Origin of the sequence: Flavobacterium algoris, assembly GCF_048158525.1 — a bacterium.
GTDB lineage: Bacteria > Bacteroidota > Bacteroidia > Flavobacteriales > Flavobacteriaceae > Flavobacterium > Flavobacterium algoris.
Map to the genome: position 1 here is coordinate 1 of NZ_JBLNKT010000042.1, position 26,695 is coordinate 26,695.

General features: G+C 33.9%; 17 protein-coding genes. 12 read left to right on the forward strand and 5 right to left on the reverse strand.

Annotation, left to right across the window (positions count from 1 at the left end):
* Positions 1–187: 187 nt before the first annotated feature.
* From rlmF to uvrB, 5 genes are all read left to right on the forward strand, one after another.
* Positions 188–1,141 carry a 23S rRNA (adenine(1618)-N(6))-methyltransferase RlmF gene (gene rlmF / locus ACM55I_RS15440; protein WP_416847730.1) on the forward strand — a complete coding sequence of 318 codons (954 nt, stop codon included), beginning with the start codon at positions 188–190 and terminating at the stop codon, positions 1,139–1,141.
* 442 nt (positions 1,142–1,583) lie between these two features.
* Entirely contained in the window at positions 1,584–2,192 is a 609-nt protein-coding gene (locus ACM55I_RS15445) for an RNA polymerase sigma factor (RefSeq protein WP_416847731.1), read from the forward strand.
* 88 nt (positions 2,193–2,280) lie between these two features.
* A complete protein-coding gene (locus ACM55I_RS15450; RefSeq protein ID WP_416847732.1) occupies positions 2,281–3,396 on the forward strand; it encodes a FecR family protein in 1,116 nt (371 codons plus the stop codon).
* Positions 3,397–3,949: 553 nt separating this feature from the next.
* Entirely contained in the window at positions 3,950–6,952 is a 3,003-nt protein-coding gene (locus tag ACM55I_RS15455) for a TonB-dependent receptor (RefSeq protein ID WP_416847744.1), read from the forward strand.
* 125 nt (positions 6,953–7,077) lie between these two features.
* Entirely contained in the window at positions 7,078–9,069 is a 1,992-nt protein-coding gene (gene uvrB, locus ACM55I_RS15460; RefSeq protein WP_416847733.1) for an excinuclease ABC subunit UvrB, read from the forward strand.
* Here uvrB and ACM55I_RS15465 read toward each other — a convergent pair.
* Together ACM55I_RS15465 and ACM55I_RS15470 are read right to left on the reverse strand one after the other, a co-directional pair.
* Positions 9,066–9,467, reverse strand: coding sequence for an excinuclease ABC subunit B (locus tag ACM55I_RS15465; RefSeq protein ID WP_416847734.1), 402 nt, complete (start codon positions 9,465–9,467; stop codon positions 9,066–9,068). The genes uvrB and ACM55I_RS15465 overlap by 4 nt on opposite strands.
* Before the next feature lie 170 nt (positions 9,468–9,637).
* Positions 9,638–9,994, reverse strand: a complete 357-nt coding sequence (locus ACM55I_RS15470) for a hypothetical protein (protein ID WP_416847735.1) — start codon at positions 9,992–9,994, stop codon at positions 9,638–9,640.
* 428 nt (positions 9,995–10,422) lie between these two features.
* Here ACM55I_RS15470 and ACM55I_RS15475 point away from each other — a divergent pair, with 428 nt between their 5' ends.
* Genes ACM55I_RS15475 through ACM55I_RS15490 form a run of 4 tightly spaced genes read left to right on the forward strand, consistent with a single transcriptional unit; the run spans position 10,423 to position 13,825 of the window.
* Complete coding sequence (locus ACM55I_RS15475; RefSeq protein WP_416847736.1) at positions 10,423–11,235, forward strand: alpha/beta hydrolase; 813 nt, start codon at positions 10,423–10,425, stop codon at positions 11,233–11,235.
* A gap of 15 nt (positions 11,236–11,250) precedes the next feature.
* Positions 11,251–12,261, forward strand: coding sequence for a dipeptide epimerase (locus ACM55I_RS15480; protein WP_416847737.1), 1,011 nt, complete (start codon positions 11,251–11,253; stop codon positions 12,259–12,261).
* 6 nt (positions 12,262–12,267) lie between these two features.
* Entirely contained in the window at positions 12,268–13,299 is a 1,032-nt protein-coding gene (locus ACM55I_RS15485; RefSeq protein ID WP_416847738.1) for an aminotransferase class I/II-fold pyridoxal phosphate-dependent enzyme, read from the forward strand.
* A gap of 58 nt (positions 13,300–13,357) precedes the next feature.
* Entirely contained in the window at positions 13,358–13,825 is a 468-nt protein-coding gene (locus tag ACM55I_RS15490; protein WP_416847745.1) for a DUF1456 family protein, read from the forward strand.
* A 109-nt stretch (positions 13,826–13,934) separates the two neighbouring features.
* On the opposite strand, the gene ACM55I_RS15495 is transcribed toward ACM55I_RS15490, so the two are convergent.
* A complete protein-coding gene (locus tag ACM55I_RS15495; RefSeq protein ID WP_416847739.1) occupies positions 13,935–15,500 on the reverse strand; it encodes a protein adenylyltransferase SelO in 1,566 nt (521 codons plus the stop codon).
* A gap of 256 nt (positions 15,501–15,756) precedes the next feature.
* Complete coding sequence (gene sucC, locus ACM55I_RS15500; protein ID WP_143388717.1) at positions 15,757–16,950, reverse strand: ADP-forming succinate--CoA ligase subunit beta; 1,194 nt, start codon at positions 16,948–16,950, stop codon at positions 15,757–15,759.
* 397 nt (positions 16,951–17,347) lie between these two features.
* Between sucC and gltB the strand changes: the two genes are divergently transcribed.
* From gltB to lysA, 3 genes are all read left to right on the forward strand, one after another.
* The gene (gene gltB / locus ACM55I_RS15505; protein ID WP_416847740.1) at positions 17,348–21,862 is read left to right on the forward strand and encodes a glutamate synthase large subunit; all 4,515 of its coding nucleotides are present in this window, start codon (positions 17,348–17,350) and stop codon (positions 21,860–21,862) included.
* Between the two features lie 2 nt (positions 21,863–21,864).
* Positions 21,865–23,319, forward strand: coding sequence for a glutamate synthase subunit beta (locus tag ACM55I_RS15510; RefSeq protein WP_416847741.1), 1,455 nt, complete (start codon positions 21,865–21,867; stop codon positions 23,317–23,319).
* Between the two features lie 194 nt (positions 23,320–23,513).
* The gene (gene lysA / locus ACM55I_RS15515) at positions 23,514–24,731 is read left to right on the forward strand and encodes a diaminopimelate decarboxylase (protein ID WP_416847742.1); all 1,218 of its coding nucleotides are present in this window, start codon (positions 23,514–23,516) and stop codon (positions 24,729–24,731) included.
* A gap of 68 nt (positions 24,732–24,799) precedes the next feature.
* On the opposite strand, the gene pafA is transcribed toward lysA, so the two are convergent.
* Positions 24,800–26,416 carry an alkaline phosphatase PafA gene (gene pafA, locus ACM55I_RS15520; protein WP_416847743.1) on the reverse strand — a complete coding sequence of 539 codons (1,617 nt, stop codon included), beginning with the start codon at positions 26,414–26,416 and terminating at the stop codon, positions 24,800–24,802.
* Between the last annotated feature and the right edge of the window lie 279 nt (positions 26,417–26,695).

Below are 26,695 nucleotides of genomic sequence, written 5' to 3' on the forward strand. Positions count from 1 at the left end.
TCTAACAATTTGAAGCTTTAAAGACATACTGTAATCGCGTTGGGTGCGTTTTACATAATTTATGTTTTCTTCCATAACGATCTTTTTTGTGTATCGCTATTTCAGGACGGGACAATTAATGATAAAAAAACGTTCTATACCACTTACTGTAATTTGACAAAAAAAGATTGTCTATCTTTGCGCCGAAATGGAAAAAATAAAACAAACAGCGATTACCGAAAAAACGAATTTACATCCTAGAAATCTAGATCGATTTGGATACGATTTTGAACAATTAATCAAAAATTGTCCTGAATTAAAGTTTTTTGTTTCTGTCAATGAGCACAATATAGAAACCATTGACTTTAGTAATCCCGAAGCTGTCAAGTCGCTAAATAAAGCCTTATTGGTAACTCATTACGAAATCCAAGATTGGGATATTCCTAAAAATTACCTTTGCCCACCCATTCCTGGTAGAGCAGATTACATTCATTATATCGCTGATTTATTAGCTTCAAGCAATAACGGAATTATCCCTGAAGGAGAAACGGTTCAAGGTTTAGATATTGGTATAGGCGCCAACTGTATTTATCCAATAATAGGAAATTCGACTTACGGATGGAGCTTTGTAGGAACCGATATTGATGAAAAAGCAATCCAAAATTGCAAAAAAATCATCCAAGACAATCCAAATCTTATGGATGTCATAAGCCTGCAATTACAAACTGAAAGTCGCTTTATTTTTAAAAACATAATTACACCCGAGGATAAATTTACCTTTACCATTTGTAATCCTCCCTTTCATAATTCAAAAGAAGAAGCCACAAAATCTTCCATAAGAAAAATCAACAATTTAGAAAATACCCGAACTAAAAATCCGGTATTGAATTTTGGTGGTCAAAATACTGAATTATGGTATGAAGGTGGTGAAATAGGTTTCCTGACTCAAATGATTTACGAAAGTGCTAAATATCCTATGAACTGTTTGTGGTTTACGACTTTGGTTTCCAAAAAAGAGAATTTATCTAGTATTTATAAAACATTAAACAAAGTTAGCGCAGTTGAAGTAAAAACAATTGACATGGCTCAAGGCCAAAAAACAAGCCGAATTGTAGCCTGGACTTTTTTGAGCGGAGCACAACAGAAAGCCTGGAAATTTTAGAATTTAAAAGCGCTTTTAAATACTTTTAAATCATTCCAAACGATACTACTCATTACTTATTGGTATGTTGTTTTTCGTTATTCACAAAATTGTTTATTTAAATGGAGCATCAATAAAAAACTTCTATTATTAAATCAATAATTAAACTTCTAAAAAAATATTTTCAAAAAAAAAACATATAAATATTTGCGAAAAATCAAATTTCTTTATATTTTCAAGCCTACAAATGAATTTTTACATATTTTTACGTAAGTTTGCTAAGAAAATCATAGATAATCAATAGGATACTCTTTTACTATTTATTAAATTATTAGCAACAAAACATTTATTTTTAAATAAAAAAACATTCAAAAGGAACAAAAAAGAACCTCTTTATTATCCTTTTTTATAGCAATTCAAATGTTATTTAGCATTAAAAAAATGAACTAATCCAAACTAAATTGTGAAAAGGCAACTACTACATACCGAAACACAAGATGACTCCATACTTTGGAGTAATCTAAAAAAAGGGGATGAAAAAGCTTTTTCAATACTTTTTAAAAAGCATTATTCCCATTTAGTTCGTTATGGAAATTCATTTATTCCATTTCCTGAAAAGGTGCAGGATTGCGTACAAGATGTTTTTACAGATATTTGGGTTTATAGAAATAAACTAAATGATTCAGTTGTAGTAAAAGCATACTTACTAGCAAGTGTTCGTAAACGAATCACACGATTACAAGAACGTGATCGTATTTTTCGTGTAAGTACTTCCATAGATTCCATTAAATTTTTATTTGATTTTTCTATAGAACATCATCTCATTGCCGATGAGATAACTGCTGACAAAGTTTCACATCTCAATCAACTAATTAATAATTTGCCTTCTCGCCAAAAAGAAGCCTTATATCTTCGCTACAACCAGGAACTTACTGTAGATCAAATAGCACATACGCTTGATATTAATTATCAATCAGCAAACAATCTTTTACATCGTGCTTTATTATACCTGCGCAAAGATTGGAAAGGAAGTATTTCCCTTATTTTCCTGCTATTATCAACTGTCTTTTAGGTTTCAAAAAATAAAATCAAAAAAAATTAGAATTTAGTGAGTATCCAGTAAAAAAACTGTCCTCTATATAATTGTAACCTTTTTTTTGATGCAACACCGTAACAATTATACTGAAATAGAAGACTTTTTAGCCGATGAATCATTCCATCTATGGGTGTGTTTCAAAGACGACCAACAAAACTGGGAAGAATGGACTTTAGAAAACTCCAGTCGTGCTAAATTGGTCGAAGAAGCCCGTTTATGGCTGTTAGCAATGAAAACTCCAGATACTGACTTATCTTCTGAGCACGTTCAAAACGCATTAGAAGCTACTTGGATGAAAATTGAAACAAAAGAAGAAAATAAAAATGCAGTAGCACAACCAGTTATAAAACTTTGGAAAAACCAATGGTTTAAAAGAGTAGCTGCTATTTTAGTTATAGGTCTTTTATCCGGTTGGTTTTACAACCACCATTCTGGCACTAAAAATTCGGTGCTTACATACAATGAACTGATCAATGAAAATGATGAGGGTCTGGTTGAGCAAACTAATAATTCCGACAAACCTCAAATAATAACATTATCAGATGGTAGTTCCGTATTATTACAACCCAATAGCAAATTGAGTTATCCAAAAATTTTTGTGGGTAATGAGAGAAAGGTTTACTTATCTGGTGAAGGTTTTTTTGAAATCAGTAAAAATCCTCAGAAACCATTTTTTGTCTTTGCTAATGAAATTGTCACTAAAGTAGTTGGAACTAGTTTTAAAATAAAAGCATACGCTAATCAGCCAAATATAGAAGTGGTAGTTCGTACCGGTAAAGTTAAGGTAAGATCAAACCAGTTAATTGCAAACGCAAAAGACGAATTGATTGTATTATTACCCAATCAGGCCTTACGATTCGTGCGTAAAAATTTAATTTTTAATAAAATTACAGATATAACGCAAGATGAATCTTTAAGTCATTCTACGAGCAATATTGAACAATTGCGATTTGAATTTACAGATATTCCTGTTACCCAAATTTTCAAAACCATTGAGCAAGCTTATTTGGTGAAAATTGATTTTCCTCAGGAAAAATTAAAAGACTGTTATCTTACCACATCTTTGGGAGACCAACCTTTATCAGAAAAACTCAAAATTATCTGTAAAAGTCTTGGAAACAATAGCAGTTATGAAATGAATGGAAACCAAATAATTATTATATCAGATGGATGCAACTAACCCTATTTAGCCTATGAATTAAAGTACTTAAACAAAAAAGCGCCGAAAATGCTGTAACATTCCCGACGCCTTGAATTAAATCAATTACCTCTCTGTAAAGAGTAATTGTTGCGTTCTCAATAACCAAACAAAAGAATATTAACAAACACAAACCAAAATTATGAAAAAAACCGTCCTTAAACAACGATTACTCTTTCGAATCATGAAAATAACCTTATTTCAATTTGTTTTAGCCCTTGTTTTTTCAAGCGTTACAATAGCGAATAATATCAGAGGACAAAGAAAATTGGATACAAAGGTAACTATTACCCTAACCGATTTAAACTTAGATTCAGCGTTAACTAAACTTGAAAAATTGGCAAATGTAAAATTTTCGTATAATTCGAGAATGGCACAATTTAATCAAAAAGTGAGTGTTTCTGCTAATAATGAAGCATTATCAAGTGTACTTACCCGTATTTTGAAACCACTTAAAATTAATTATACTGAAATAAGCAATCAAATTGTTTTACAAAAGCAAGGAATCCAAAAAGTGGGCACGAATGGAGACCTTATGTCAACTCTAAATGGAAATATAGCAGCTGAAATCATTAAAGGTCGTGTAGTTGATGATGGTGGACAACCTTTACCGGGTGTAACAATTCTTGTAAAAGGGACTACAAAAGGAACTACGACTGATGCAGATGGAAATTATACTATTACTGCTCAAATGGGAGATGTTTTACAATTTTCTTATGTGGGTTTAGAAACTAAATCGGTAACTGTAAATGGAAACATTGTAAATGTTACTTTAACAGGAAGTGGAGAAACACTGCAGGATGTTGTTGTAATAGGTTCACGTAATCCTACCAGAACGGTAACCGAATCTGCTGTGCCAATTGATGTAATCAGCATGAAAGAGATTGCTTCACAAGGTCCTCAAGTTAACTTAAATCAAATTTTGAACATGGTTGCACCATCGTTTACATCAAACACTACAACTGTAGCTGATGGAACGGATCATATTGACCCTGCACAATTAAGAGGTTTAGGACCAGATCAAGTATTGGTATTGGTTAACGGAAAAAGAAGACATACTTCTTCTTTAGTAAATATTAATGGATCCCCAGGACGAGGATCTGTAGGAACGGATTTAAATGCAATTCCTGCTTTTGCAATCGAAAAAATCGAAGTATTAAGAGATGGAGCTTCCGCACAATATGGTTCTGATGCTATTGCAGGTGTAATCAATATTAATGTAAAGAAAAATACCAATAAATTAGATGTTGCTCTTTTTGGAGGAGGAAATCTTTCAAAAGGCGCTAATGACCACGATGGTGGTATTGATGGTGGTAATTACCAATTAGACTTAAACTACGGAACAGGTCTAGGTAAAGAGAAAAGTTTTATCAATGCAACCGCGAGCTTTCAACTTAGAGATGCCACTAGCAGAGCAAAAGATGTGACTGGTAATTTATTCAATGCCTATAACGCAGTTGAACAAAGAGCTGCAGAAGCTGGAACTAATATTAATGCTCTTTTTGGAAACATTACTAATACTCCAAATACGGCACAAATACTTTCAAGTATTAAAACGTACGCTCCACAAGTAGGTTATTTTACAACGGCGCAACAAACTGCTATAACTGGTGCTGCGACTATTTCTCAAATGCAAACAGCATTAAATTTTGATGCTACCCAAGGAGAATTAGACTACAGAGGTCTTGAAAGAAAAGATTTTAATATGAAAGTAGGACAATCTTCTTTAAAAAGTGCCCAATTCTTTTTGAACGCAGCTTATCCAATCAATGATAAATTGGAAGTGTATGCTTTTGGCGGAACTAGTTATAGAACTGGAGAAGCTGCCGGTTTTTACAGAAAACCAAATCAAGCTAGATCATATACCGGTTTATATCCAAATGGGTTTTTACCAGAGATTCATTCTACAATCGGCGATGTATCTGTAGCTGCTGGTCTTAGAGGTCTTTTATTCGAAAATTGGAATTTTGATTTAAGTAATACTTTTGGAAAAAACACTTTTGACTATAATATCGAAAACACCGTTAATGCTTCCTTAAGAGAAAAATCTGCTACTCAATTTGATGCCGGTGGCTTAGGTTTCTCTCAAAATACAACCAATTTTGATATAAACAGAAAATTTGATGTATTAAAAGGATTAAATGTAGCATTTGGTGCGGAATACAGACATGAAAACTTCACTATCAATGCAGGTGAGCCAAATTCATATAACCTATATGACATCAATGGAGCCGTAGTTACTGGGACAACTCCTGCTAACATTAAAGTTACTGACTTTTATGGATCTACAAGACCAGGTGGAGCACAAGTATTCCCAGGTTTCAGACCAGCAAATGCTATTGACAAAGGACGTAACAGTTATGCCGTTTATACTGATTTAGAATTAGATCTTACTGACAAATGGTTAGTTAATGGAGCAGTTCGTTTTGAGAATTATTCTGATTTTGGAAATACAACTAATTTCAAAGTTGCATCTCGTTATAAATTAACAGATAACATCAATTTACGTGGTGCTGTTTCAACCGGATTTAGAGCGCCATCATTACACCAAATCTATTTTAATTCAACAGCTACACAATTCGTAGGTGGTGTTCCATTTGAAGTTGGAACATTCAGCAATGACTCTCCAGTAGCAAAAGCTTTGGGAATTCCAACATTAAAACAAGAAGAATCTAAAAGTGCCAGTATTGGATTTACTGCAAAAATACCAGCTGCTAATCTTACTTTAACTGCCGATGCTTATATTGTAAAAATTAATGACAGAGTAGTTCTTACCGATCAATTTACTTCTAATGCTGTTACAAAACCATACTTTGATGCCGCTGGAGCAACTGCAGCAACTTTCTTTGCTAATGCAATTGACACGGAATCAAAAGGAATTGATGTTGTAATTAGCCATAAAATAAGTTTAGGTGAAGGTTTATCTTTAAAAACTGATTTGTCTGGTACCATTTCTAATACCCAAAAAGTAGGCGACATCCATGCATCACCTATATTAGAAGCAGCAGGTCAAATAAACAGATACTATTCTGAATCTTCAAGAATTTATCTTCAAGAAGCAGTGCCAAGAGTTAAAGCTAATTTAACAAATTCACTTTCTTACAAAAAATTCGATTTCTTCTTGAGAAACGTCTATTTTGGTAAAGTAACTGACCCGAACATTGCTGATGCAAATAATGATGGAACTATCAATGCTATTGTTGTAAATAATCAAGCAGTTGAAAACGAACATCCAGTATGGGCAGCGAAAATCATTACTGATTTGTCTGTAGGATTTAAAATTACTAATGCAACAAAAATTGTTGTAGGAGCAAATAACATTTTTGATATTTATCCAACTTTCAATTTAGGACCTCAAACAATTGCAAAAAGAGCTTCTGGAGTTGATGCGAATGGAGCTGTTATTTATTCAACAACTACATCTTCAAACAATTCAATCGATTTGTCTAATGCAAATCAATTTGTATATTCAAGAAACACATCTCAATTTGGTCAAAACGGTCGTTTTGTTTTTGCCAGATTAAGTTTCAGCTTCTAGAAAAACATTTTATATTACGGAAAGCCATCAACTTTTGTTGATGGTTTTTTTTTGGCTTAAACTTTGGTGAAAAAAGAATCCAAACTTTGTACCTTTGTTTCTCTTAACCTTTGTCTTTGTTTTAAATGAATTTCCAAGTAGTATCGGATTACCAGCCTAAGGGCGACCAACCTCAAGCGATTGAAAAATTGACTCAAGGGATTATTGATGGTGATAAATTCCAAACTTTATTAGGAGTTACCGGATCTGGCAAAACATTTACCGTGGCCAATGTGATTCAGGAAGTACAAAGGCCAACATTAGTTTTGGCACACAATAAAACTTTGGCAGCACAACTATACTCGGAATTCAAGCAATTTTTCCCAAATAATGCGGTGGAATATTTCGTTTCTTATTACGATTATTACCAGCCCGAAGCTTTTATGCCCGTAACCGGTGTTTTCATTGAGAAGGATTTATCCATCAATGAAGAACTGGAAAAAATGCGAATGTCAACCACTGCTTCGTTACTTTCCGGACGAAGAGATATTTTAGTAGTGGCGTCGGTTTCCTGTTTGTACGGTATTGGAAATCCTATCGAATTTCAGAAAAATTTGATTCCGATTGAGAAAGGACAAATCATCTCCCGAACCAAATTATTGCATCAACTAGTGCAAAGTTTATATTCCAGAACTGAAGCCGATTTTAACCCCGGAAGTTTCAGAATAAAAGGAGATACAGTAGATGTGTATCCTAGTTATGCAGATGAGGCTTATCGAGTTCATTTCTTTGGTGATGAAATCGAAGAAATTGAAAGTTTCGACACAAAAAATTCTAAAGTTCTTGAAAAATATGACAAACTGACGATTTATCCAGCCAATATGTTTGTGACTTCACCAGATGTTTTACAAGGTGCAATTTGGGAAATCCAACAGGATTTGGTAAAACAGGTCGATTATTTCAAGGAAATAGGTAAACATTTGGAAGCAAAACGATTGGAAGAACGTACCAATTTTGATTTGGAAATGATTCGCGAACTTGGTTATTGCTCCGGAATTGAAAATTATTCCCGTTACCTTGACGGTCGTTTACCTGGAACAAGACCTTTTTGTTTATTGGATTATTTCCCTAAAGATTATTTGATGGTGGTGGACGAAAGCCACGTCACACTTTCTCAAGTTAGCGCCATGTATGGCGGGGACAGAAGCCGAAAAGAAAATTTAGTGGAATATGGTTTCCGACTTCCGGCTGCGATGGACAATCGTCCTTTGAAGTTTGAAGAATTTGAAGCGATGCAAAACCAGGTTATTTACGTTTCGGCAACGCCAGCAGATTATGAATTGCAAAAAACGGAAGGTGTCGTTGTCGAGCAGGTAATTCGTCCGACAGGATTATTGGATCCAATCATCGAAATCCGACCAAGTTTAAATCAAATTGATGATTTAATTGAAGAGATTCAGGTTCGAGCAGAAATTGACGAACGGGTTTTAGTGACTACTTTAACCAAAAGAATGGCTGAAGAATTAGCTAAATATTTAACCAAAGTCAATATTCGCTGTCGCTATATTCACTCTGAAGTAGACACATTGGAACGAATAGAAATCATGCAAGATTTGCGAAAAGGAATTTTCGATGTATTAATTGGTGTGAATTTACTTCGTGAGGGTTTAGATTTACCGGAAGTTTCTTTGGTGGCAATTTTAGATGCAGATAAGGAAGGTTTTTTGCGAAGTCATCGTTCGCTTACGCAAACAATTGGTCGTGCAGCACGAAACTTAAATGGAAAAGCGATTATGTATGCTGATAAAATCACGGCCAGTATGCAAAAAACCATTGATGAAACCAATTACCGCAGATCCAAACAAATTAATTACAATACTGAAAATAATTTAGTGCCCCAAGCCTTAAATAAAAAAATAGAGAGTGCCTTTACTAAAAATCCTCTAGCTGATTATGAATTAGGTTATACTTTGAATACTGCTGCGGAACCTGAAAATTTATATTTATCAAAATCTGAAATTGAAAAAACTATCAGGGAAAAACGCAAATCAATGGAGAAAGCGGCTAAAGAATTAGATTTTATGCAGGCAGCAAAACTACGAGACGACATTAAGAGACTGCAGGAACAATTAATTTAGTTTTGCTGTTCCTGAAAAACATTTAATAAGACTTCGGCATTAATAATTGCATTTGGTGCCTCCTTCATTAACTTAAGAATACGTTTAGTTGCCTCCGGATTAAGTCCCATATCAATTGCTATTTGTTGTATAGCAACAGCTTCTTTTTTGTGTAAAATACCATCACTATGCATTAATAAAGCCAATCTGTAAAATTGTTGGATACGTTGAAACTCAGTTTTGATTGGTAATTTTGGTAGTTCTTGGTGAAACAAATCATTGAATCCTCCTTTTTCAATATTTAACTCATTGGCAACAATAAACAAAAATTCATATTCCCTCTTATGCAATTGTCCATCAACAGTAGAAAACGCAATCATCTCTAAAAGTAAACTCCTTTTTTCTTCGTAAGTATCCATGAAATTATTTTTTGCTAAAATATCTCTTTTAAATTAAAATACAAAAAATTGGTCACTAATTAGACCTCTTTTATAGATTTTCATATTGTTTTTGAACAACTATAGGAAATACAAAAAAGAGAGAGAATCAATTTTGATTCTCTCTCTTTTCTATTTTAATTTAAAAGTAATTAATCATCGTACTCATCGTTATCGCAATGTCCATGATTATCTCTTTCTTCATATCTTCTTTGTGCTTCGTATCTTTGTTGCGCTTCATATCTTCTTTGCGCTTCAAACCTTCTTTGTGCTTCGTATCTTCTCCTATCATAATCTCTCCGGTTCTCATATCGTCCAGGATTACAGTAGACCCTATCATTATCGTAATATTCTTTGTAAACTCTTTGAGGGGCATACCCTCTCTCATAATGACCTGATACTACTACTGTAGGAAGTCCAACATTTAAACCAAACGATACCTGTGCATTTATTGCGCTTGTGGCAAAAAAGGCTATACCTAATAATGCGAGTAACTTTATTTTTTTCATCTTTTCAAAATATTAATTAGTAACTACTATTGCGAAATCCAATAACTGTGCCAGTAAATAATTTCAATATTGGCACGAATTAACGAAATATAAGAAAAATAGAAATAAAAAAAATATAAATCAGATTATCAAACATTTAAACCAAATAAAAAAACACAGTAAAATGAAACTTTAACAAATAAACAAAATTCGAGTACTGGAACGATAGTAATTTGGGAAGTACTTCTCCTATCATTCGATAGCAATAAATAACAATATATTCGAAATAAAAGTAGAGATCAATCACTTAATGAATTTGATTTCTAGAACAAGACCTTTATTTTAATAAAAGTTCATCAATTATAATTTTATTCAAAATCAAATTATAAAAATAATTACTATTTTTAGCTAAAAAATTCCTTCCAAATTAAATTACAAATTATAACTTAATGATTAAACGACTTCCCCTTATTCTTGTACTACTTTTTACATTTACAAATACAATAGCTCAACAAAGCACTATATCAAAACAAGTTTCTACGTTTACTATAGAGGCGCCACAACTTAAAACGGTAAAGAAAATCTGGGTATATCTACCTAAAAATTACTTAAATTCTAAAAAGAGATATTCCGTGATATACATGCACGATGCCCAAAATCTATTTGATGCTAAAACTTCCTATTCTGGGGAATGGAATGTTGATGAAAAATTGGACAGTCTCAATGCACAAGTCATTGTCATAGGAATCGAACACGGAAATGACAAACGTTTAGAGGAACTAACCCCTTTTAAAAACGAAAAATATGGTGGTGGAAAAGCAGCTGATTATTTAGAATTCATTGTAAAAACGTTGAAACCAAAAATTGACGAGACTTATAGAACCAAACCGAAGAAGAAAAATACCCTAATTATGGGAAGTTCTTTGGGTGGTTTGACTTCCTTTTACGCTACTTTAAAATATCCTGAAGTGTTTGGTAAAGCCGGTATCTTTTCACCCGCTTTTTGGATTAACCGCAAAGAAATTTTCGAATTAGAAGAAAAAAATAAAAAGCAAAAAACAAAATATTATTTCCTTTGCGGAGATAAGGAAGGTGACGATGATTCTATGATTGTTGACCTCAATAAGATGGAACACCTAATTAATACTAAACGATGTTATTGCCTCAATTTGAATGAAAAGAAAATCGTAAAAGGCGGGCAACACAATGAAAAATTGTGGCGTGATGGTTTTGTGAAAGCAGTGTTATGGCTTGGTTATTAAATAAATCAGATTCAAATGGAACTAATCTTAAGAGAATACAACCTCAAATTAAAACATACATTTACCATTTCTAGAGAATCAATTGACTTTCAGCCTTCTTTGATCGTGGAATTGCAACTTGACGGTTTTTCCGGTTTTGGCGAAGCAACTTCTAATCCGTATTACAAGACAACCGTTCCGGTGATGATGCAGGATTTAGAAAAAATTCGTTCCCTAATTGAAACTACAACAAATCTAACACCCGAAGAATTTTGGACAAAAATTCATCCGTATTTAAAAGACGATATGTTTGCTTTGTGCGCTTTGGATATGGCGTATACTGATTTGTATGCTCGAAAAAAAGGAAAGAAATTGTACGAGTTATGGAATTATTCCATCGATAAAAATCCATTGACCGATTATACTATTGGTATAGCTTCCATAGAAAAAATGGTCGCTAAAATGAAGGAATTGCCGTGGCCGATTTATAAAATAAAATTGGGAACCAAAGAAGATATTGCCATTGTTACAGAACTTCGAAAACATACGAATGCCATTTTTAGAATTGATGCCAATTGTGGTTGGGGAGTGGAAGAAACCATAAATAATGCAGTCGAGTTAAAAAAATTAGGCGTTGAATTCTTGGAACAACCCATGAAAGCGGACCATTGGGAAGGACACAAGGAAGTTTTCAAACATTCGGTTTTACCGATTATAGCCGACGAAAGTTGCATCATAGAAGAAGATGTGGCCAAATGTCACCATCATTTTCATGGCGTAAATATCAAATTAGTAAAATGTGGCGGATTAACTCCCGGGAGACGCATGATTGAGGAAGCCAAGAAATTAGGTTTAAAAACGATGGTGGGTTGTATGACCGAATCAACTGTGGGAATATCCGCGATTGCGCATTTATTGCCGCAATTGGACTATGTAGATATGGACGGCGCACTGCTTTTGGCAGAAGATATTGCAACTGGTGTAACCATCGATTTTGGAAAAATAACCTATTCCGACTTAAATGGTACGGGTGTAACTTTAATGTAATTTTAAATGAAAGTCAACCAATTTCCAGATCGAACAATAGAAATCGACAATGAAGACTATTTGTATTTTGGCGGAACAGCTTATTTGGGTTTACCAACACATCCTGAATTCCAAAAACTGCTTATTCAAAATATTTTACAATGGGGAACCGCTTACGGAAGTTCGAGAAGTGCCAATATTCAACTGACCGCCTACGAAAACGGCGAACGATTTTTAGCCAATTTCGTCAAAGCGGATGCAGCTCTTACCCTTTCTTCTGGCATGTTAGCAGGAAAATTAGTTGTTGAAGCATTAACACCTGAAACGGATTTATTTTTTCATTTTCCGGATACACACACTGCCATCAAAGCGATAAATAGTATTCCTTTTTTTATTGGAAATGAATTAAATCCTCGTTTGCTGGATAACGTACCTGAAAAAATTACGATTCTAACCGATGCTGTTCCTTCTTTTCATGTAAAACCAATCGATCTTTCAGTTCTAAATTTAATTCCGTCCAATAAAGAAATAACTTTGATTGTAGACGAATCCCATTCGCTTGGAATTTTAGGGACGAATGGTTGCGGGATTTATTCGAATATTGATCTTCCCAATATTAAAAGAAAAATCATGATAGCGTCTTTGGGTAAAGCTTTCGGATTGACGGGAGGCGTAATTGCCAGCGACTCTGAATTTATTAATCAAATGACCGTTCACGATACTTTTGTTTCCAGTGCCGGAATGAATGCGGCATTTGTACAAACTATGGCTGATGCGGCAGCGATTTATTTGCAACAGCATCAAAAATTAAAAGACAATTTGAATTATGTAGAAGCTCATTTAATTAAAAAAAAAGCAATTGATTTTGATCCAAATTACCCTTTAATTTATCCTGAAATTGAAGGAATAAATGAAATTTTCACTTCGAATAAAATTATTGTAACCAATTTTAAATACCCGACTGACACTAAAGATTTAAATCGAATTGTTATTACTGCCAATCACAAAAAAGAAGATTTGGATAAAATAATTCAAATTCTGAACCAAAACCATTTCTAAATCTAAAATTGTGGTGCAATTGCTTTTAAACCGTACCTTTGTAGAAAATTAGAATATGATGACAAATAACGATATCTTTAAAAAACTTCGCGTAGCATTAATGTTGCGTGACGATCAAATAGTTGAAATATTAGAATTAGTAGATTTTAGAATCACTAAATCAGAATTGGGTGCTTTTTTCCGTGATGAAAAACATGAAAATTATATGGAATGTGGTGACCAAGTGTTGCGTAATTTCCTAAACGCTTTAGTAATTCACTTGCGTGGAACGAAAGAAAATCCAAAAAATCCAAACGATGTTTTAGCCAAACACAAAGCGCAAATTCCTGCAAAAGAAGGAGCTAAAGACAGACCCGAATTTAAGGCAAAACCAAGAGACGAAGAAAAATCAAGAGGCGACGAAGCACCTTCAAAATCGAAGCCTGCTGCAAAGAAACCGTTCAAAAAACAATTTTCAAAAGGAGCTCCAAAAGTTCAAATAGTGGAAAAAGTGAAATTTAATTTCGGTAAGAATAAAAAATCGTAAATATGTAGAGAGGCACTGAAGCCTCTCTACGATAAATCTATAAATTAAGAAAATCCTGAACGAGAGTTCAGGATTTTTAGTATATATAATATTCTATCAAAAAAACACTTTAAGAACTACAGCTTAACATAGAACACCCCACTTTATCTCGGGCCCAATCCGGTCTTTTGGCAAACCATTTTTGAAAATTTGGCTGCTCATCGTAGGGATTTTTAAGCATTTCAAATAACTCCTTTAGCAGCGAATAATCTCCCTTATCTGCATCATCAATACACAACTGCGCCATATAATTTCGCAATACGTATTTTGGATTTACGCTATTCATTTGCTCTTTTCTTTCAGTATCTAACAGCGTTTCTTCTTTGATTCGAATAGTATACTTCTCAAACCAGTCGTGCCAATCTTTCAAGATCGTTTCATTCAAATCCTTTTCGTTATAGAACGCATCTTTTATTGTATAGAAAGCTGTTGTTGCATCATCTGCTTTAGTAACATTCCCCAGATTTCTAAAGAAAATCGTCATATCGGTTTCTACTTGTTCCAGCAATTGAGTCAAACTCTGAATCAAAACGGTATCTTGTTCTTTTTTGATTTGAAAACCAAGCTTATTTTGCATCATATTCAAATACTCTTTTTCGTAATCCGTACTAAAAGCATCTAAAATAGTTTCCAGCGGTTTCGCTTCCTTTATCAAAGGAAACAAAGCATTGGCCAATTGATACAAATTCCACAGCGCAATTTCAGGTTGATTGCCAAAACGGTATCTTTTATGTTGGTTATCGGTTGTATTGGGAGTCCAATTAGAGTTGTAATCTTCCAACCAACCGTAAGGGCCGTAATCAATTGTGATGCCGTGAATAGACATATTATCAGTATTCATAACGCCATGAACAAAACCTACACGTTGCCAATGCAGTATCATCTTGAGTGTCGTTTGGGTAACTTCTTGAAAAAAGTCCAGATATTTTTCGACACCTTCTCCTTGAATGTGAGGAAAATGATGTTTGATGGTGAAATCAGCTAATAATTTGAGATTAACATAATCTTTTCGAGAAGAAAACAATTCAAAGCTACCAAAACGAATAAAAGATGGAGCCACTCTACAAACAATCGCGCCTTTTTCGTAGGCAGGATTTCCATTGTACAAAACATCACGCAATACTTGATCGCCAGAAAGCATTAACGAAAGCGAACGTGTGGTAGGGACACCCAAATAATGCATCGCTTCAGCACACAAATACTCTCGAATGGAAGATCGTAAAACTGCAAAACCATCCGCTGTTCGGGAATATGGTGTAGGCCCTGCGCCTTTTAATTGCAAAGTGTATGTTTTATCGTCATGAACGACTTCGGTAAGATTGATCGCACGACCGTCTCCTAATTGTCCTGCCCAGTTGCCAAATTGATGTCCGGCGTAACACAAGGCAAATGGTTTTGTTTCCGGATAAACGGTGCTTCCAGAAAAAACATTTAAAAAATCAGTTGAAAGTATATCTTCAGGAGAAAGGCCAATAGCATTTGCTACCTCTTTTGAAACATGAATTAGGGAAGGATTTGAGGGTGTTTTGGGTAATACATACGAATAGAAAGCTTGCTCTACCTGTCTTGGTGCATTGTTTTCATTTGGATCAGCAGGCAATTCAGTTATAAAATTATTTTGTAAATGAAGTTTCATAGTATTTAAAAAAGATTTTTTACACTAGTAAAGATAATAATTGCAAGCACTACAATTTGTACTTTCATTTATTTTATGATTTATTTAATATCAAAAAATCAAACTATAAAGAGACACGCTTTTAAAAAATTACTATCAAATATGTTTCCATAGCAATTAATCCAAAGTTCTAAAAACACAAAAAATCCTGAGCTTTCACTCAGGATTTTTGTTATGATTAAAGACGCACCGCAGTGCGTCTCTACAAAATAGCATATTAAGAAAGGGCCGCTTTTACTTGATCCGCTGCTTCTTGAAATTCAACAGCAGATAAAATTGGCATTCCTGAATTATCAATTAATTCTTTTGCAATAGCCGCATTAGTACCTTGTAAACGAACAATGATTGGTACTTTAATAGCATCACCCATATTTTTGTAAGCATCAACAACTCCTTGCGCCACACGGTCACAACGAACAATTCCTCCAAAAATATTAATCAAAATTGCTTTTACGTTTTGATCTTTTAAGATAATACGGAAAGCAGTTTCAACACGTTTTGCATCAGCAGTTCCACCTACGTCAAGGAAGTTAGCAGGCTCAAAACCAGCATACTTTATTAAATCCATAGTTGCCATAGCCAAACCAGCTCCGTTCACCATACATCCTACTGTACCGTCAAGATCTACATAGTTTAAACCTACTTCTTTTGCTTCCACTTCGATTGGGTTTTCCTCACGAACGTCACGCATATCAGCATATTTCTTTTGTCTGTATAAAGCATTATCATCGATATTTACTTTAGCATCTACAGCCATAATTTTATTATCAGATGTTTTTAAAACCGGGTTGATTTCAAACATTGATGCATCAGAACCAATATATGCATTGTATAATGAGTCGATGAATTTCACCATTTCTTTGAACGCATTTCCAGAAAGACCTAAGTTAAAAGCAATTCTTCTTGCTTGAAAACCTTGTAATCCAACAGAAGGATCAATTTCTTCAGTAAAAATTAAATGTGGGGTGTGTTCCGCAACTTCTTCAATATCCATTCCACCTTCTGTAGAATACATAATCATGTTACGACCTGTTGCTCTATTCAATAAAACAGAAACATAAAACTCAGAAGTTTCACTTTCACCAGGATAATAAACATCTTCAGCGATTAAAACTTTATGTACTTTTTTACCTTCAGCAGAAGTTTGAGGCGTTACCAATTGCATTCCGATAATTTGTTCAGCAATTTCTTCTACTTGTTGTAAATTTTTGGCAAGTTTAACTCCACCACCTTTACCACGTCCACCTGCATGAACTTGGGCTTTTACTACATACCAACTTGTACCGGTTTCGGTAGTTAATTGTTTTGCAGCAGCAACGGCTTCTACTGGACTATTAGCAACGATTCCGCGTTGAATGCGAACCCCGTAGCTAGCTAAAATCTCTTTTCCTTGATATTCGTGTATGTTCATAATATAGAATTTGTCTGGATTCTGAATTTATTTCAGAATAAAAGTGGCACAAAAATAGCAAAATTAAACTTAACTGCTATTTTTTTCTATTAAATGTACCCCTTAATTCGTATATTTCGCGGTAACTAATAAGCGAAGCAAAAAATATAAAAAATAACAAACATTTTGTTATAATTCTACAACACGATTCTTCAGTAAAATAATTCTTCCAAAATTATTGACTTAGACCCTTTTAATCGGTTTTCTTTTTATAGAAAAATCAATTCAACTCTGTTTAAATACAATTATTGTGATTTATAGAACCTTTTTCTACTATTACTGTAAAAATACGCTCATTTTGGCTTTTGTATTCATTATATGTTACTAAATCTTTAATTTTGTAAAAAAAATATTAAGCATGAAAGTTAAAGAACAAGGCCTTTATTTGCCCGAATTTGAACATGATAATTGTGGCGCAGGATTTATTTGTAATTTGAATGGAATTAAGTCTAATGATATTATCCATAAAGCACTAGATATCTTAATAAAACTAGAGCATCGTGGAGCTGTAAGTGCCGATGGAAGAACTGGAGATGGAGCAGGAATTCTATTTGACATCCCTCATATATTTTTTAAGAAAGTATGTGATTTTGAAATTCCTGAAGCGAGACAATACGCAGTGGGAATGGTTTTTATGCCTAAAAGTATAAACCAAGTCGCTTTTTGTAAAACCACTTTTGAGGATTCTATACGCAATCAAAATTTAGAAATTCTGGGATGGAGAGATGTTCCGGTTGATATTACTAATTTAGGACAAATAGCAGCTGAAAAAGAACCAACTGTAAAACAAGTATTTGTTAGCAAAAACGGATTGGACCTTACGGAACAACAATTTAACGCTAAAATGTTTGCTGCGAGAAAAATTGCAGAACATACGATAAGAAATTCAAGAACTTCAGAAAGTCACATGTTCTATTTTTCTAGTTTTTCAACAACTACTATTATCTATAAAGGATTGTTGATGCCGGAAGACATTAGCCGCTACTATACTGATTTATCTGATACTGATTTAGTTACCCGATTAGCTTTGGTTCACCAGCGCTTTTCTACAAATACGTTTCCTTCATGGGAATTAGCACAACCATTTAGATACATGTGTCATAATGGAGAAATCAATACGCTTCGTGGAAACATAAGCAGAATGCGTGCTCGTGAAGAATTGATGCAAAGTGATGTTTTTGGTGATGATTTGAAAAAATTATTCCCTATTATATTAGAAGGAAAATCAGATTCAGCTTCTATGGATATGGTTGTCGAATTGTTATTGATGACCGGACGTTCTTTACCGGAAGCAATGATGATGGTGGTTCCTGAAGCTTGGGAAAAACACCAAACCATGTCGGAAGAGAAAAAAGCATTTTACGAATACAATGCTTGTATCATGGAACCTTGGGATGGTCCAGCTTCTATTCCTTTTACTGATGGTAACGTTATTGGTGCCTTATTGGATAGAAATGGTTTGAGACCTTCTCGTTATACCTTGACAAAAAGCGGTTTCGTAATTATGTCTTCAGAAATTGGTGTTCTTGATATCAAACCCGAAGATGTAATTCAACACGGTCGTTTAGAACCAGGAAAAATGTTTTTGGTAGACATGAATGAAGGTAGAATCATCGAAGATGATGAGATAAAAAATGCTATCGCCACAAAACGTCCGTACAAAAAATGGTTGGATGAGAATTTATTGCAATTAGCTCAAATTCCTTATACTAATAATCCAATACCAACCGAAAACGTAGACTTTGAAACAAGACAACGTTTATTTGGTTATACTATCGAGGATTTAAAAACAATCATAAACCCAATGGGAGCGCAAGGCAATGAAGCCTTAAGTTCTATGGGTAATGATACTCCGTTAGCGGTTTTGTCAGATCAACCACAACTTTTATATAACTATTTCAAACAGTTATTTGCTCAGGTTACAAATCCACCTTTGGATGGTATTCGTGAAGAAATCATTACTGATATCAGTTTAGCAATTGGTGGAGATTATAATATTTTTGATGTAGATCCTAAACATTGTAAGAAATTAAAAATCCAAAATCCAGTTATTTCGAATGAGGATTTAGATAAAATACGAAATATTGATCATATCGATTTCAAATCGGTTACAATTTCTACTTTATATGATATCGAAAAAGGAGTAAATGGATTGGAACGCGCTTTGGAAAGAGCTGTTAAAGCTACGTTTAAAGCGGTTTCAGAAGGATGTAATATCGTAATCATTTCTGACAGGGGTGTAAGCGAAAAAATGGCTCCAATACCAATGTTATTGGCTTGTTCATACATTCATCATTCCCTAAATATTCTACAAGTTCGTTCAAAATTTGGAATCATAATTGAATCTGCTGAACCACGCGAACCCCATCATTTTGCCTTATTATTTGGTTATGGTGCAAGCGCAATAAATCCTTACATGGTAAATGAAATCATTCATGACCAAGTAAATCAAGGTTTTATTACTGGTATAAAAGCGGATTATGCTATCAAAAATTATAATAAAGCGATTGCAAAAGGAATCCTTAAAATCATGAACAAAATTGGTATCTCTACTTTACATTCCTATAGAGCGGCCCAAATTTTTGAAATTTTAGGATTAAATAAAACATTCACTTCTAAATATTTCCCATACACCCCTTCTAGAATTGAAGGAATTGGATTAAATGAAGTAGAAAAAGAAATCAAAAAAAGATATCAAAAAGCTTTCCCAAATTCAAAAGTGGCCAATTTATTGCCGCTTGAAATTGGAGGTGTCTACCGATGGAGAAGAACTGGGGAAAAACATATGTTTAACCCAACAACAATTTCTAAATTACAACAGGCTGTTCGATTAAACAGTCCGGAAAGTTATAAGGAATACTCCAATATGGTGAATGACCAAAGTAAAAACCTAATGACTATTAGAGGTTTATTTGAATTCAATAATTTGGACCCAATTTCTATTGACGAAGTAGAGCCTTGGACCGAAATTGTGAAAAAATTCAAAACTGGAGCCATGTCTTATGGATCAATCAGCCAGGAAGCCCATGAAAACTTGGCAATTGCCATGAATAGAATTGGTGGAAAAAGTAATTCTGGAGAAGGTGGAGAAGATTCAAAACGTTTCCAAAAAGACTTGAATGGTGATTCTAGAAATAGTGCCATTAAACAAGTGGCTTCAGGGAGATTTGGTGTATCTATCAACTATTTGACAAGTGCCAAAGAGATTCAAATAAAAATGGCTCAAGGTGCAAAACCTGGAGAAGGTGGTCAATTACCGGGAGAAAAAGTAGTGCCGTGGATTGCCGCTGTAAGAAATTCAACGCCATATGTTGGACTAATTTCGCCTCCGCCACATCACGATATTTACTCTATTGAAGATTTATCGCAATTGATTTTTGATTTAAAAAATGCCAATCGTGAAGCACGTATTAACGTTAAGTTAGTTTCTGAAGTAGGTGTTGGAACAATTGCTGCTGGTGTTGCTAAAGCAAAAGCAGATGTAATTTTGATTTCAGGATACGATGGAGGAACCGGTGCTGCACCATTAACTTCACTACAACATACAGGTATTCCTTGGGAACTTGGACTTGCCGAAGCACAACAAACTTTAATCTTAAATGATTTAAGAAGTCGTGTGGTCTTAGAATGTGACGGACAATTAAAAACAGGACGTGATGTCGCTATTGCGGCTTTACTTGGAGCGGAAGAATTTGGTTTTGCAACAGCGCCTTTAGTAGCTTCTGGATGTATTATGATGCGAGCGTGTCACTTGAATACCTGTCCAGTTGGTATCGCTACACAGGATCCTGAATTGAGAAAAAATTTCAAAGGAACGCCGGAGCATATCATTAACTTCATGTATTTTATAGCTGAAGAGTTAAGAGAAATCATGGCGCAATTAGGTTTTAGAACACTTAAAGAAATGGTGGGGCAATCTCAAAAATTGAATGTCAACAAAGCTATCAAACATTATAAAGCTAGTGGATTAGATTTATCTACTATTTTATATAAACCAGAAAAAGCTAAAGTAGTTCCAAATCATAATACAACTACTCAAGACCATGCTTTGGATAATGTACTTGATTTTGAAATCATAAAAGCGGCTATTCCTTCTATTTATAGAAAAGAAAAAACAAGAGTTACTTTTGATATTAAAAATACGGATCGTTCTGTAGGTGCGATATTAAGTAATGAGATTTCAAAAATATATGGTGCACAAGGTTTACCTGAAGACACGATTTTAGTTGATTTTGAAGGTTCTGCCGGACAAAGTTTTGGTGCTTTTGCAACAAATGGTTTGTCATTCAAAATTCATGGAAACTGTAATGATTATTTAGGAAAAGGACTCTCAGGTGCTAAATTAATTATCAAAGTCCCTCCTACTGCAACATTCAAACCAGAGGAAAACATCATCATTGGTAACGTTGCCCTTTACGGAGCAATTACTGGTGAAGCGTATATCAACGGTATGGCTGGAGAACGTTTTGGTGTTAGAAATTCTGGAGCAACAGCAGTTGTGGAAGGAATTGGAGATCATGGATGCGAGTATATGACGGGCGGAACCGTAGTGGTTCTAGGAAAAACTGGAAGGAATTTTGCCGCAGGTATGAGTGGTGGTATTGCTTATGTTTTTGATCCAAATAAAAAATTCGACGACACTTTATGTAATATGGAGATGGTTGCTTTTGAAACATTAGAAGATGACGACATAACTAAACTGAGACGTTTAATTAAAAATCATTCTATGTACACCAATAGTCCATTGGCAAAAAGAATTTTGGCTGATTGGGAAAATCAACAAAAACACTTTATTAAAGTGATGCCAACAGATTACAAAAAAGCATTGAAAAGATTAGCAGAAGAAAAGCAAATAGAAGAACTAATAGCATAGTCATGGGTAAGATAGGTGGATTTAAAGAATATAGTAGAACTGACGAAAATAATATAGCTGTTGTAGAACGTGTATCAAACTATAATGAGTTTACAATTCCGTTAGCAAAAGATAAAATCAAAGAACAAGGTTCAAGATGTATGGATTGTGGGATTCCTTTTTGTCACAGTGCATGTCCGTTAGGAAATTTGATTCCTGATTTTAATGACATGGTACATCAAGAGGAATGGGAAAGTGCATTGGAGATTTTGCAATCAACAAACAATTTTCCAGAATTTACAGGTCGTTTATGTCCTGCGCCATGTGAAAAATCATGCGTTTTAGGTATAATCAGTGAACCAGTAGCCATTGAAAATATTGAAAAAAATATTGTTGAAAGAGGTTTCGCAGAAGGATGGATAAAACCACAAATTCCAGCGACAAGAACAGGCAAAACCGTAGCTGTAATAGGCTCTGGTCCTGCTGGTTTAGCAGCTGCACAACAATTAAATCGTGCGGGACATACCGTTACCGTTTTTGAAAGAGACAATGCTATTGGTGGTTTATTACGTTACGGAATTCCAAATTTTAAATTAGAAAAAGGAATTATTGATAGACGTGTGGCTATTCTGGAAGCGGAAGGAATTGTATTTAAAACCAATGTAAACGTTGGTGTAAATTTCAGTATTGAAGAATTAAATTCTTTTGATTCAATCGTTTTATGCGGTGGGGCAACTGAAAGAAGAAGCTTACCAACAAAAGGGATTGAAAGTAAAGGAGTTGTTCAGGCTATGGATTTTTTAACACAACAAACTAAAGTAGTATACGGCGAATCTATTCCAGACCAAATCAAAGCAACTGGTAAAGATGTTATCGTTATTGGTGGTGGAGATACTGGATCAGATTGTGTTGGAACTTCAAACCGACACGGTGCAAAATCAGTTACTAATTTTGAAATTTTACCAAAACCACCAGTTGGAAGAAGTGAAACTACTCCTTGGCCATTTTGGCCTTTACAATTAAAAACTTCCTCTTCTCATGAAGAAGGTTGTGACAGAAACTGGTTAATCAATACCAAAGAATTCATTTCTAATGAAAAAGGTGAATTAACTGGATTGAAAACCGTTGAAGTAGCTTGGAAAATGACACCGGGACAAAGACCGGAATTGATAGAAAAAGAAGGATCAGAAAAAATATGGCCTTGTGATTTAGCTTTATTAGCACTTGGATTTACAGGTCCTGAAAAAACATTAAGTGATCAATTAGGATTGGAAGTAGATTTTAGAAGTAACTACAAAGCAACTAATTATCAAACAAATGTTCCTCATATATTTACTGCTGGTGATATGAGAAGAGGACAATCCCTAATTGTTTGGGCAATATCTGAAGGTCGTGAAGCCGCTAGAGAAGTAGATAATTATTTAATGGGTTTCACCAATTTACCAACTAAAGGTACTGGTGATTTACCTAGTTTATAATAAAAAGAATAATTCCACAAAATCCCTTGATAAATATTTTTATCAAGGGATTTTTAGTTTATAAAAGTTATAAAAAACAAATAAATAACATTAAATGTTGTAATTATAACATTTTGTTATAATTTGTTAAAACCCATACTTTTATTTGGTTGTATTGATAAAGAATAATAAATTTGCCTAAAAATAGAATCAAAATGCAAGGAAAAGACTTATTACAATTAGCAGAACAATTCGGTAGTCCGATATATGTTTATGACGCTGAAAAAATACAATCTCAATACAATAGATTAACAAAAGCTTTTTCAAAAGTAGATAAGTTGCGCATTAATTATGCAATGAAGGCACTTTCAAATGTAGCCATTCTTCAATTATTAAAAGAAATGGGGTCTGGTTTAGACACCGTATCTATTCAAGAAGTATTGTTAGGACTTCATGCAGGATATGAGCCTGAAAAAATATTCTATACACCTAATGGCGTTTCTTTGGAGGAAATTGAAGAAGTTTCTGCTATGGGTGTCCAAATAAATATAGATAACTTATCCATTTTAGAGCAATTTGGCACAAAATATCCATCTGTCCCTGTTTGTATCCGTATCAATCCTCACGTAATGGCAGGGGGTAATGCAAATATATCGGTTGGTCACATCGATAGTAAATTTGGCATTTCTGTTCATCAATTGCCCCATTTGGTTCGTATTGTTGAGAATACAAAAATGAACATTGTAGGTATCCACATGCATACGGGTTCTGATATTCTTGACATAGAAGTATTTTTATATGCAGCGGAGATCTTATTTGATGCCGCAAAAAACTTCAAAAATCTTGAATTTTTGGACTTCGGAAGTGGTTTTAAAGTACCCTACAAAAAAGATGACATTGAAACCGATATTGAAGAATTAGGAAAGAAACTTTCGAAAAGATTCAATGCTTTTTGTGTAGAATACGGTAAAGAATTGACATTAATATTTGAACCTGGAAAATTTCTAGTAAGTGAAGCAGGTTTCTTTTTAGCCAAAGTTAATGTGGTAAAACAAACTACGTCAACCGTTTTTGCAGGAATAGATAGTGGTTTTAATCACTTAATACGACCAATGTTTTATGGTTCACAACATCATATTGAAAACATTTCACACCCAAAAGGAAAAGAACGTTTTTATTCCGTTGTGGGATACATTTGTGAAACAGATACTTTCGCAAATAATAGAAGAATATCCGAAATAAAAGAAGGCGATATTTTATGTTTTAGAAATGCAGGAGCCTATTGTTTTTCTATGGCTTCTAATTATAATTCAAGATACAAACCAGCAGAGGTATTGTGGTTAAAAGGGGAAGGACATTTAATACGTGCACATGAAACCTTTGAAGATTTATTAAAAAATCAAATTCCATTGCAAATCGTTGCGACTGTTTAAGTAAAAATAAAAATCCCATCTCGTTTAAAACATGAGATGGGATTTTTCATTAAATATATAGTTAGAACTTATTTATTTTCTAAAACTTCTTCCAAAACATTAGCTTCCGTTCCATTTGGAAAAGGAATTTTAATTTTTTGGGCAATCGTAGGTGCAATTTGTGTGATATATTTCTTCGCAAATGATTCGCCATGCTTAACATGCCAACCATAAAAAAGCAATGGCACATGCGTATCATAGCTATAAGGAGTACCATGAGATGTTCCCGTACCTTGGTATTCTATATAAGCAGCTTTGTCGAGAATAACTAGATCTCCATCTTGTGTTGCATCATAACCTTTTGTTATAAAATTAAGATAATAATCATTTCCGGTAGAACCCAGAATTTCTTCTTCAGTGTAGACTCTTTTAACTTGTTCCTGTGTCATTAAATAGTCTTTGAAAGACTGCTTAACTTTAACCAAATCAAGTCCTTTAGACTTAATAATATCTTTATTAAAGTAAAGATTGAAATTAGAATAATTTAAAATTAAATCCTGTCCAAAACTCGCAATAGAAAAGTCTTTCAATCCTTTAATAATATCTTTTGGATTGACACTTTTTACATTGTATTTATTATCTCTAAGATAGTTTACGTTTTCAGCTCCTGCATGATCTGCAGTAAGAAAAAGCAAATAATTGTCTTTCCCCACCGTTTTATCTAAATAAGCTAAAAAATCTGCTATGGTCTGATCTAAACGCAAATAAGTATCTTGTAACTCAATTGATCTAGGCCCAAGTAAATGACCTACATAATCAGTGGAAGAAAAACTAACGGTCAGGAAATCGGTAATGTTATCTTTTCCTAATTCTTCTTTTTCAATTGCTTTCATGGCAAATTCGGCCAAAAGGTTATTGCCAAATGGGGTAGAACGAATTACTCCTGCGTCATTTTTATCATACATATCTTTTAAATTGTATGGAAATACAGGCGCAGTACTATTATACAATTTTCCCTCATAAGGATTATTATCTGGGAGACTTTCGTTATAAGTTGCTGCAGGTTTAAGTAAATCCCAACCTTTAGTTATATAAGGCATATACTTTTTTTCTTGATTGAATTGTGTAACCCAATCCGGTAATGCTGACCCATAAAAAGAACTAGAAATAAAGGCTCCAGTTTTACTAAACCAAAAAGCCCAATTTGCAAAATGTCCCGCAGGTAAAATAGCACCACGGTCTTTTAGACTCATTCCAATAACTTTTCCTTTAAAATTTGTAGCTAATCGCAATTCATCCGTGATAGTTGTACTCTGTAAATTCTTTGGAGACATTTCACCTTCTTTGTCTGTACCGTCTCCAATTGTTTTTACTGATGCATCGTCGGTGCAATACATTTCTTTACCCAGACTTCTGCTAAACCATTCATTTCCTACAATTCCATGTGTTGAAGGAGTAGTACCAGTATAAATAGAGGCATGCCCAGGGGCTGTATAAGTAGGCATGTAATTATAATGCATATTTTGGAAAGTATATCCATTATTCATTAATCTTTTAAAACCGGTAGGCGAAAAATCATCCGAAAAACGATATAAATATTCCATCTTCATTTGATCTACAACAATACCAACAACTAATTTTGGTCGTTCTTGAGCCTGCATATTTAAAGACATAATAAATGTCAGAAACAAAATAATTTTTTTCATATTGTATTTTTATATAGTTCAACAAAAATACAATTTAATGTTATAAAATAAGTCTGAACAAGAACTTAAGCATAATAAATTAATATTTATTTAACTCATTCAAATGACCTTTTACAACTAATCCTTGACTCTTTCTTCATTATTCTAAAAAAGTTAAGTCAAAAAAAAATCCTATTCAAATACATGAATAGGATTTAATAGAATCTGAAACGAGTCCAGATTAAAGAAAGGCGACGAACCGAGGCTGAAAGCCAAACACGTCGGACCGCTGTAAAACAA

Excerpts from the sequence above, each read along its gene's own strand:
- ACM55I_RS15455 (WP_416847744.1), top strand. The coding sequence starts at position 3,950 with ATGTCAACTCTAAATGGAAATATAGCAGCTGAAATCATTAAAGGTCGT.
- ACM55I_RS15510 (WP_416847741.1), top strand. The coding sequence starts at position 21,865 with ATGGGTAAGATAGGTGGATTTAAAGAATATAGTAGAACTGACGAAAAT.
- ACM55I_RS15485 (WP_416847738.1), top strand. The coding sequence starts at position 12,268 with ATGAAAGTCAACCAATTTCCAGATCGAACAATAGAAATCGACAATGAA.
- rlmF (WP_416847730.1), top strand. The coding sequence starts at position 188 with ATGGAAAAAATAAAACAAACAGCGATTACCGAAAAAACGAATTTACAT.
- ACM55I_RS15470 (WP_416847735.1), bottom strand. The coding sequence starts at position 9,994 with ATGAAAAAAATAAAGTTACTCGCATTATTAGGTATAGCCTTTTTTGCC.
- sucC (WP_143388717.1), bottom strand. The coding sequence starts at position 16,950 with ATGAACATACACGAATATCAAGGAAAAGAGATTTTAGCTAGCTACGGG.
- gltB (WP_416847740.1), top strand. The coding sequence starts at position 17,348 with ATGAAAGTTAAAGAACAAGGCCTTTATTTGCCCGAATTTGAACATGAT.
- ACM55I_RS15450 (WP_416847732.1), top strand. The coding sequence starts at position 2,281 with ATGCAACACCGTAACAATTATACTGAAATAGAAGACTTTTTAGCCGAT.
- uvrB (WP_416847733.1), top strand. The coding sequence starts at position 7,078 with ATGAATTTCCAAGTAGTATCGGATTACCAGCCTAAGGGCGACCAACCT.
- pafA (WP_416847743.1), bottom strand. The coding sequence starts at position 26,416 with ATGAAAAAAATTATTTTGTTTCTGACATTTATTATGTCTTTAAATATG.
- ACM55I_RS15495 (WP_416847739.1), bottom strand. The coding sequence starts at position 15,500 with ATGAAACTTCATTTACAAAATAATTTTATAACTGAATTGCCTGCTGAT.
- ACM55I_RS15475 (WP_416847736.1), top strand. The coding sequence starts at position 10,423 with ATGATTAAACGACTTCCCCTTATTCTTGTACTACTTTTTACATTTACA.
- lysA (WP_416847742.1), top strand. The coding sequence starts at position 23,514 with ATGCAAGGAAAAGACTTATTACAATTAGCAGAACAATTCGGTAGTCCG.
- ACM55I_RS15465 (WP_416847734.1), bottom strand. The coding sequence starts at position 9,467 with ATGGATACTTACGAAGAAAAAAGGAGTTTACTTTTAGAGATGATTGCG.
- ACM55I_RS15490 (WP_416847745.1), top strand. The coding sequence starts at position 13,358 with ATGACAAATAACGATATCTTTAAAAAACTTCGCGTAGCATTAATGTTG.
- ACM55I_RS15480 (WP_416847737.1), top strand. The coding sequence starts at position 11,251 with ATGGAACTAATCTTAAGAGAATACAACCTCAAATTAAAACATACATTT.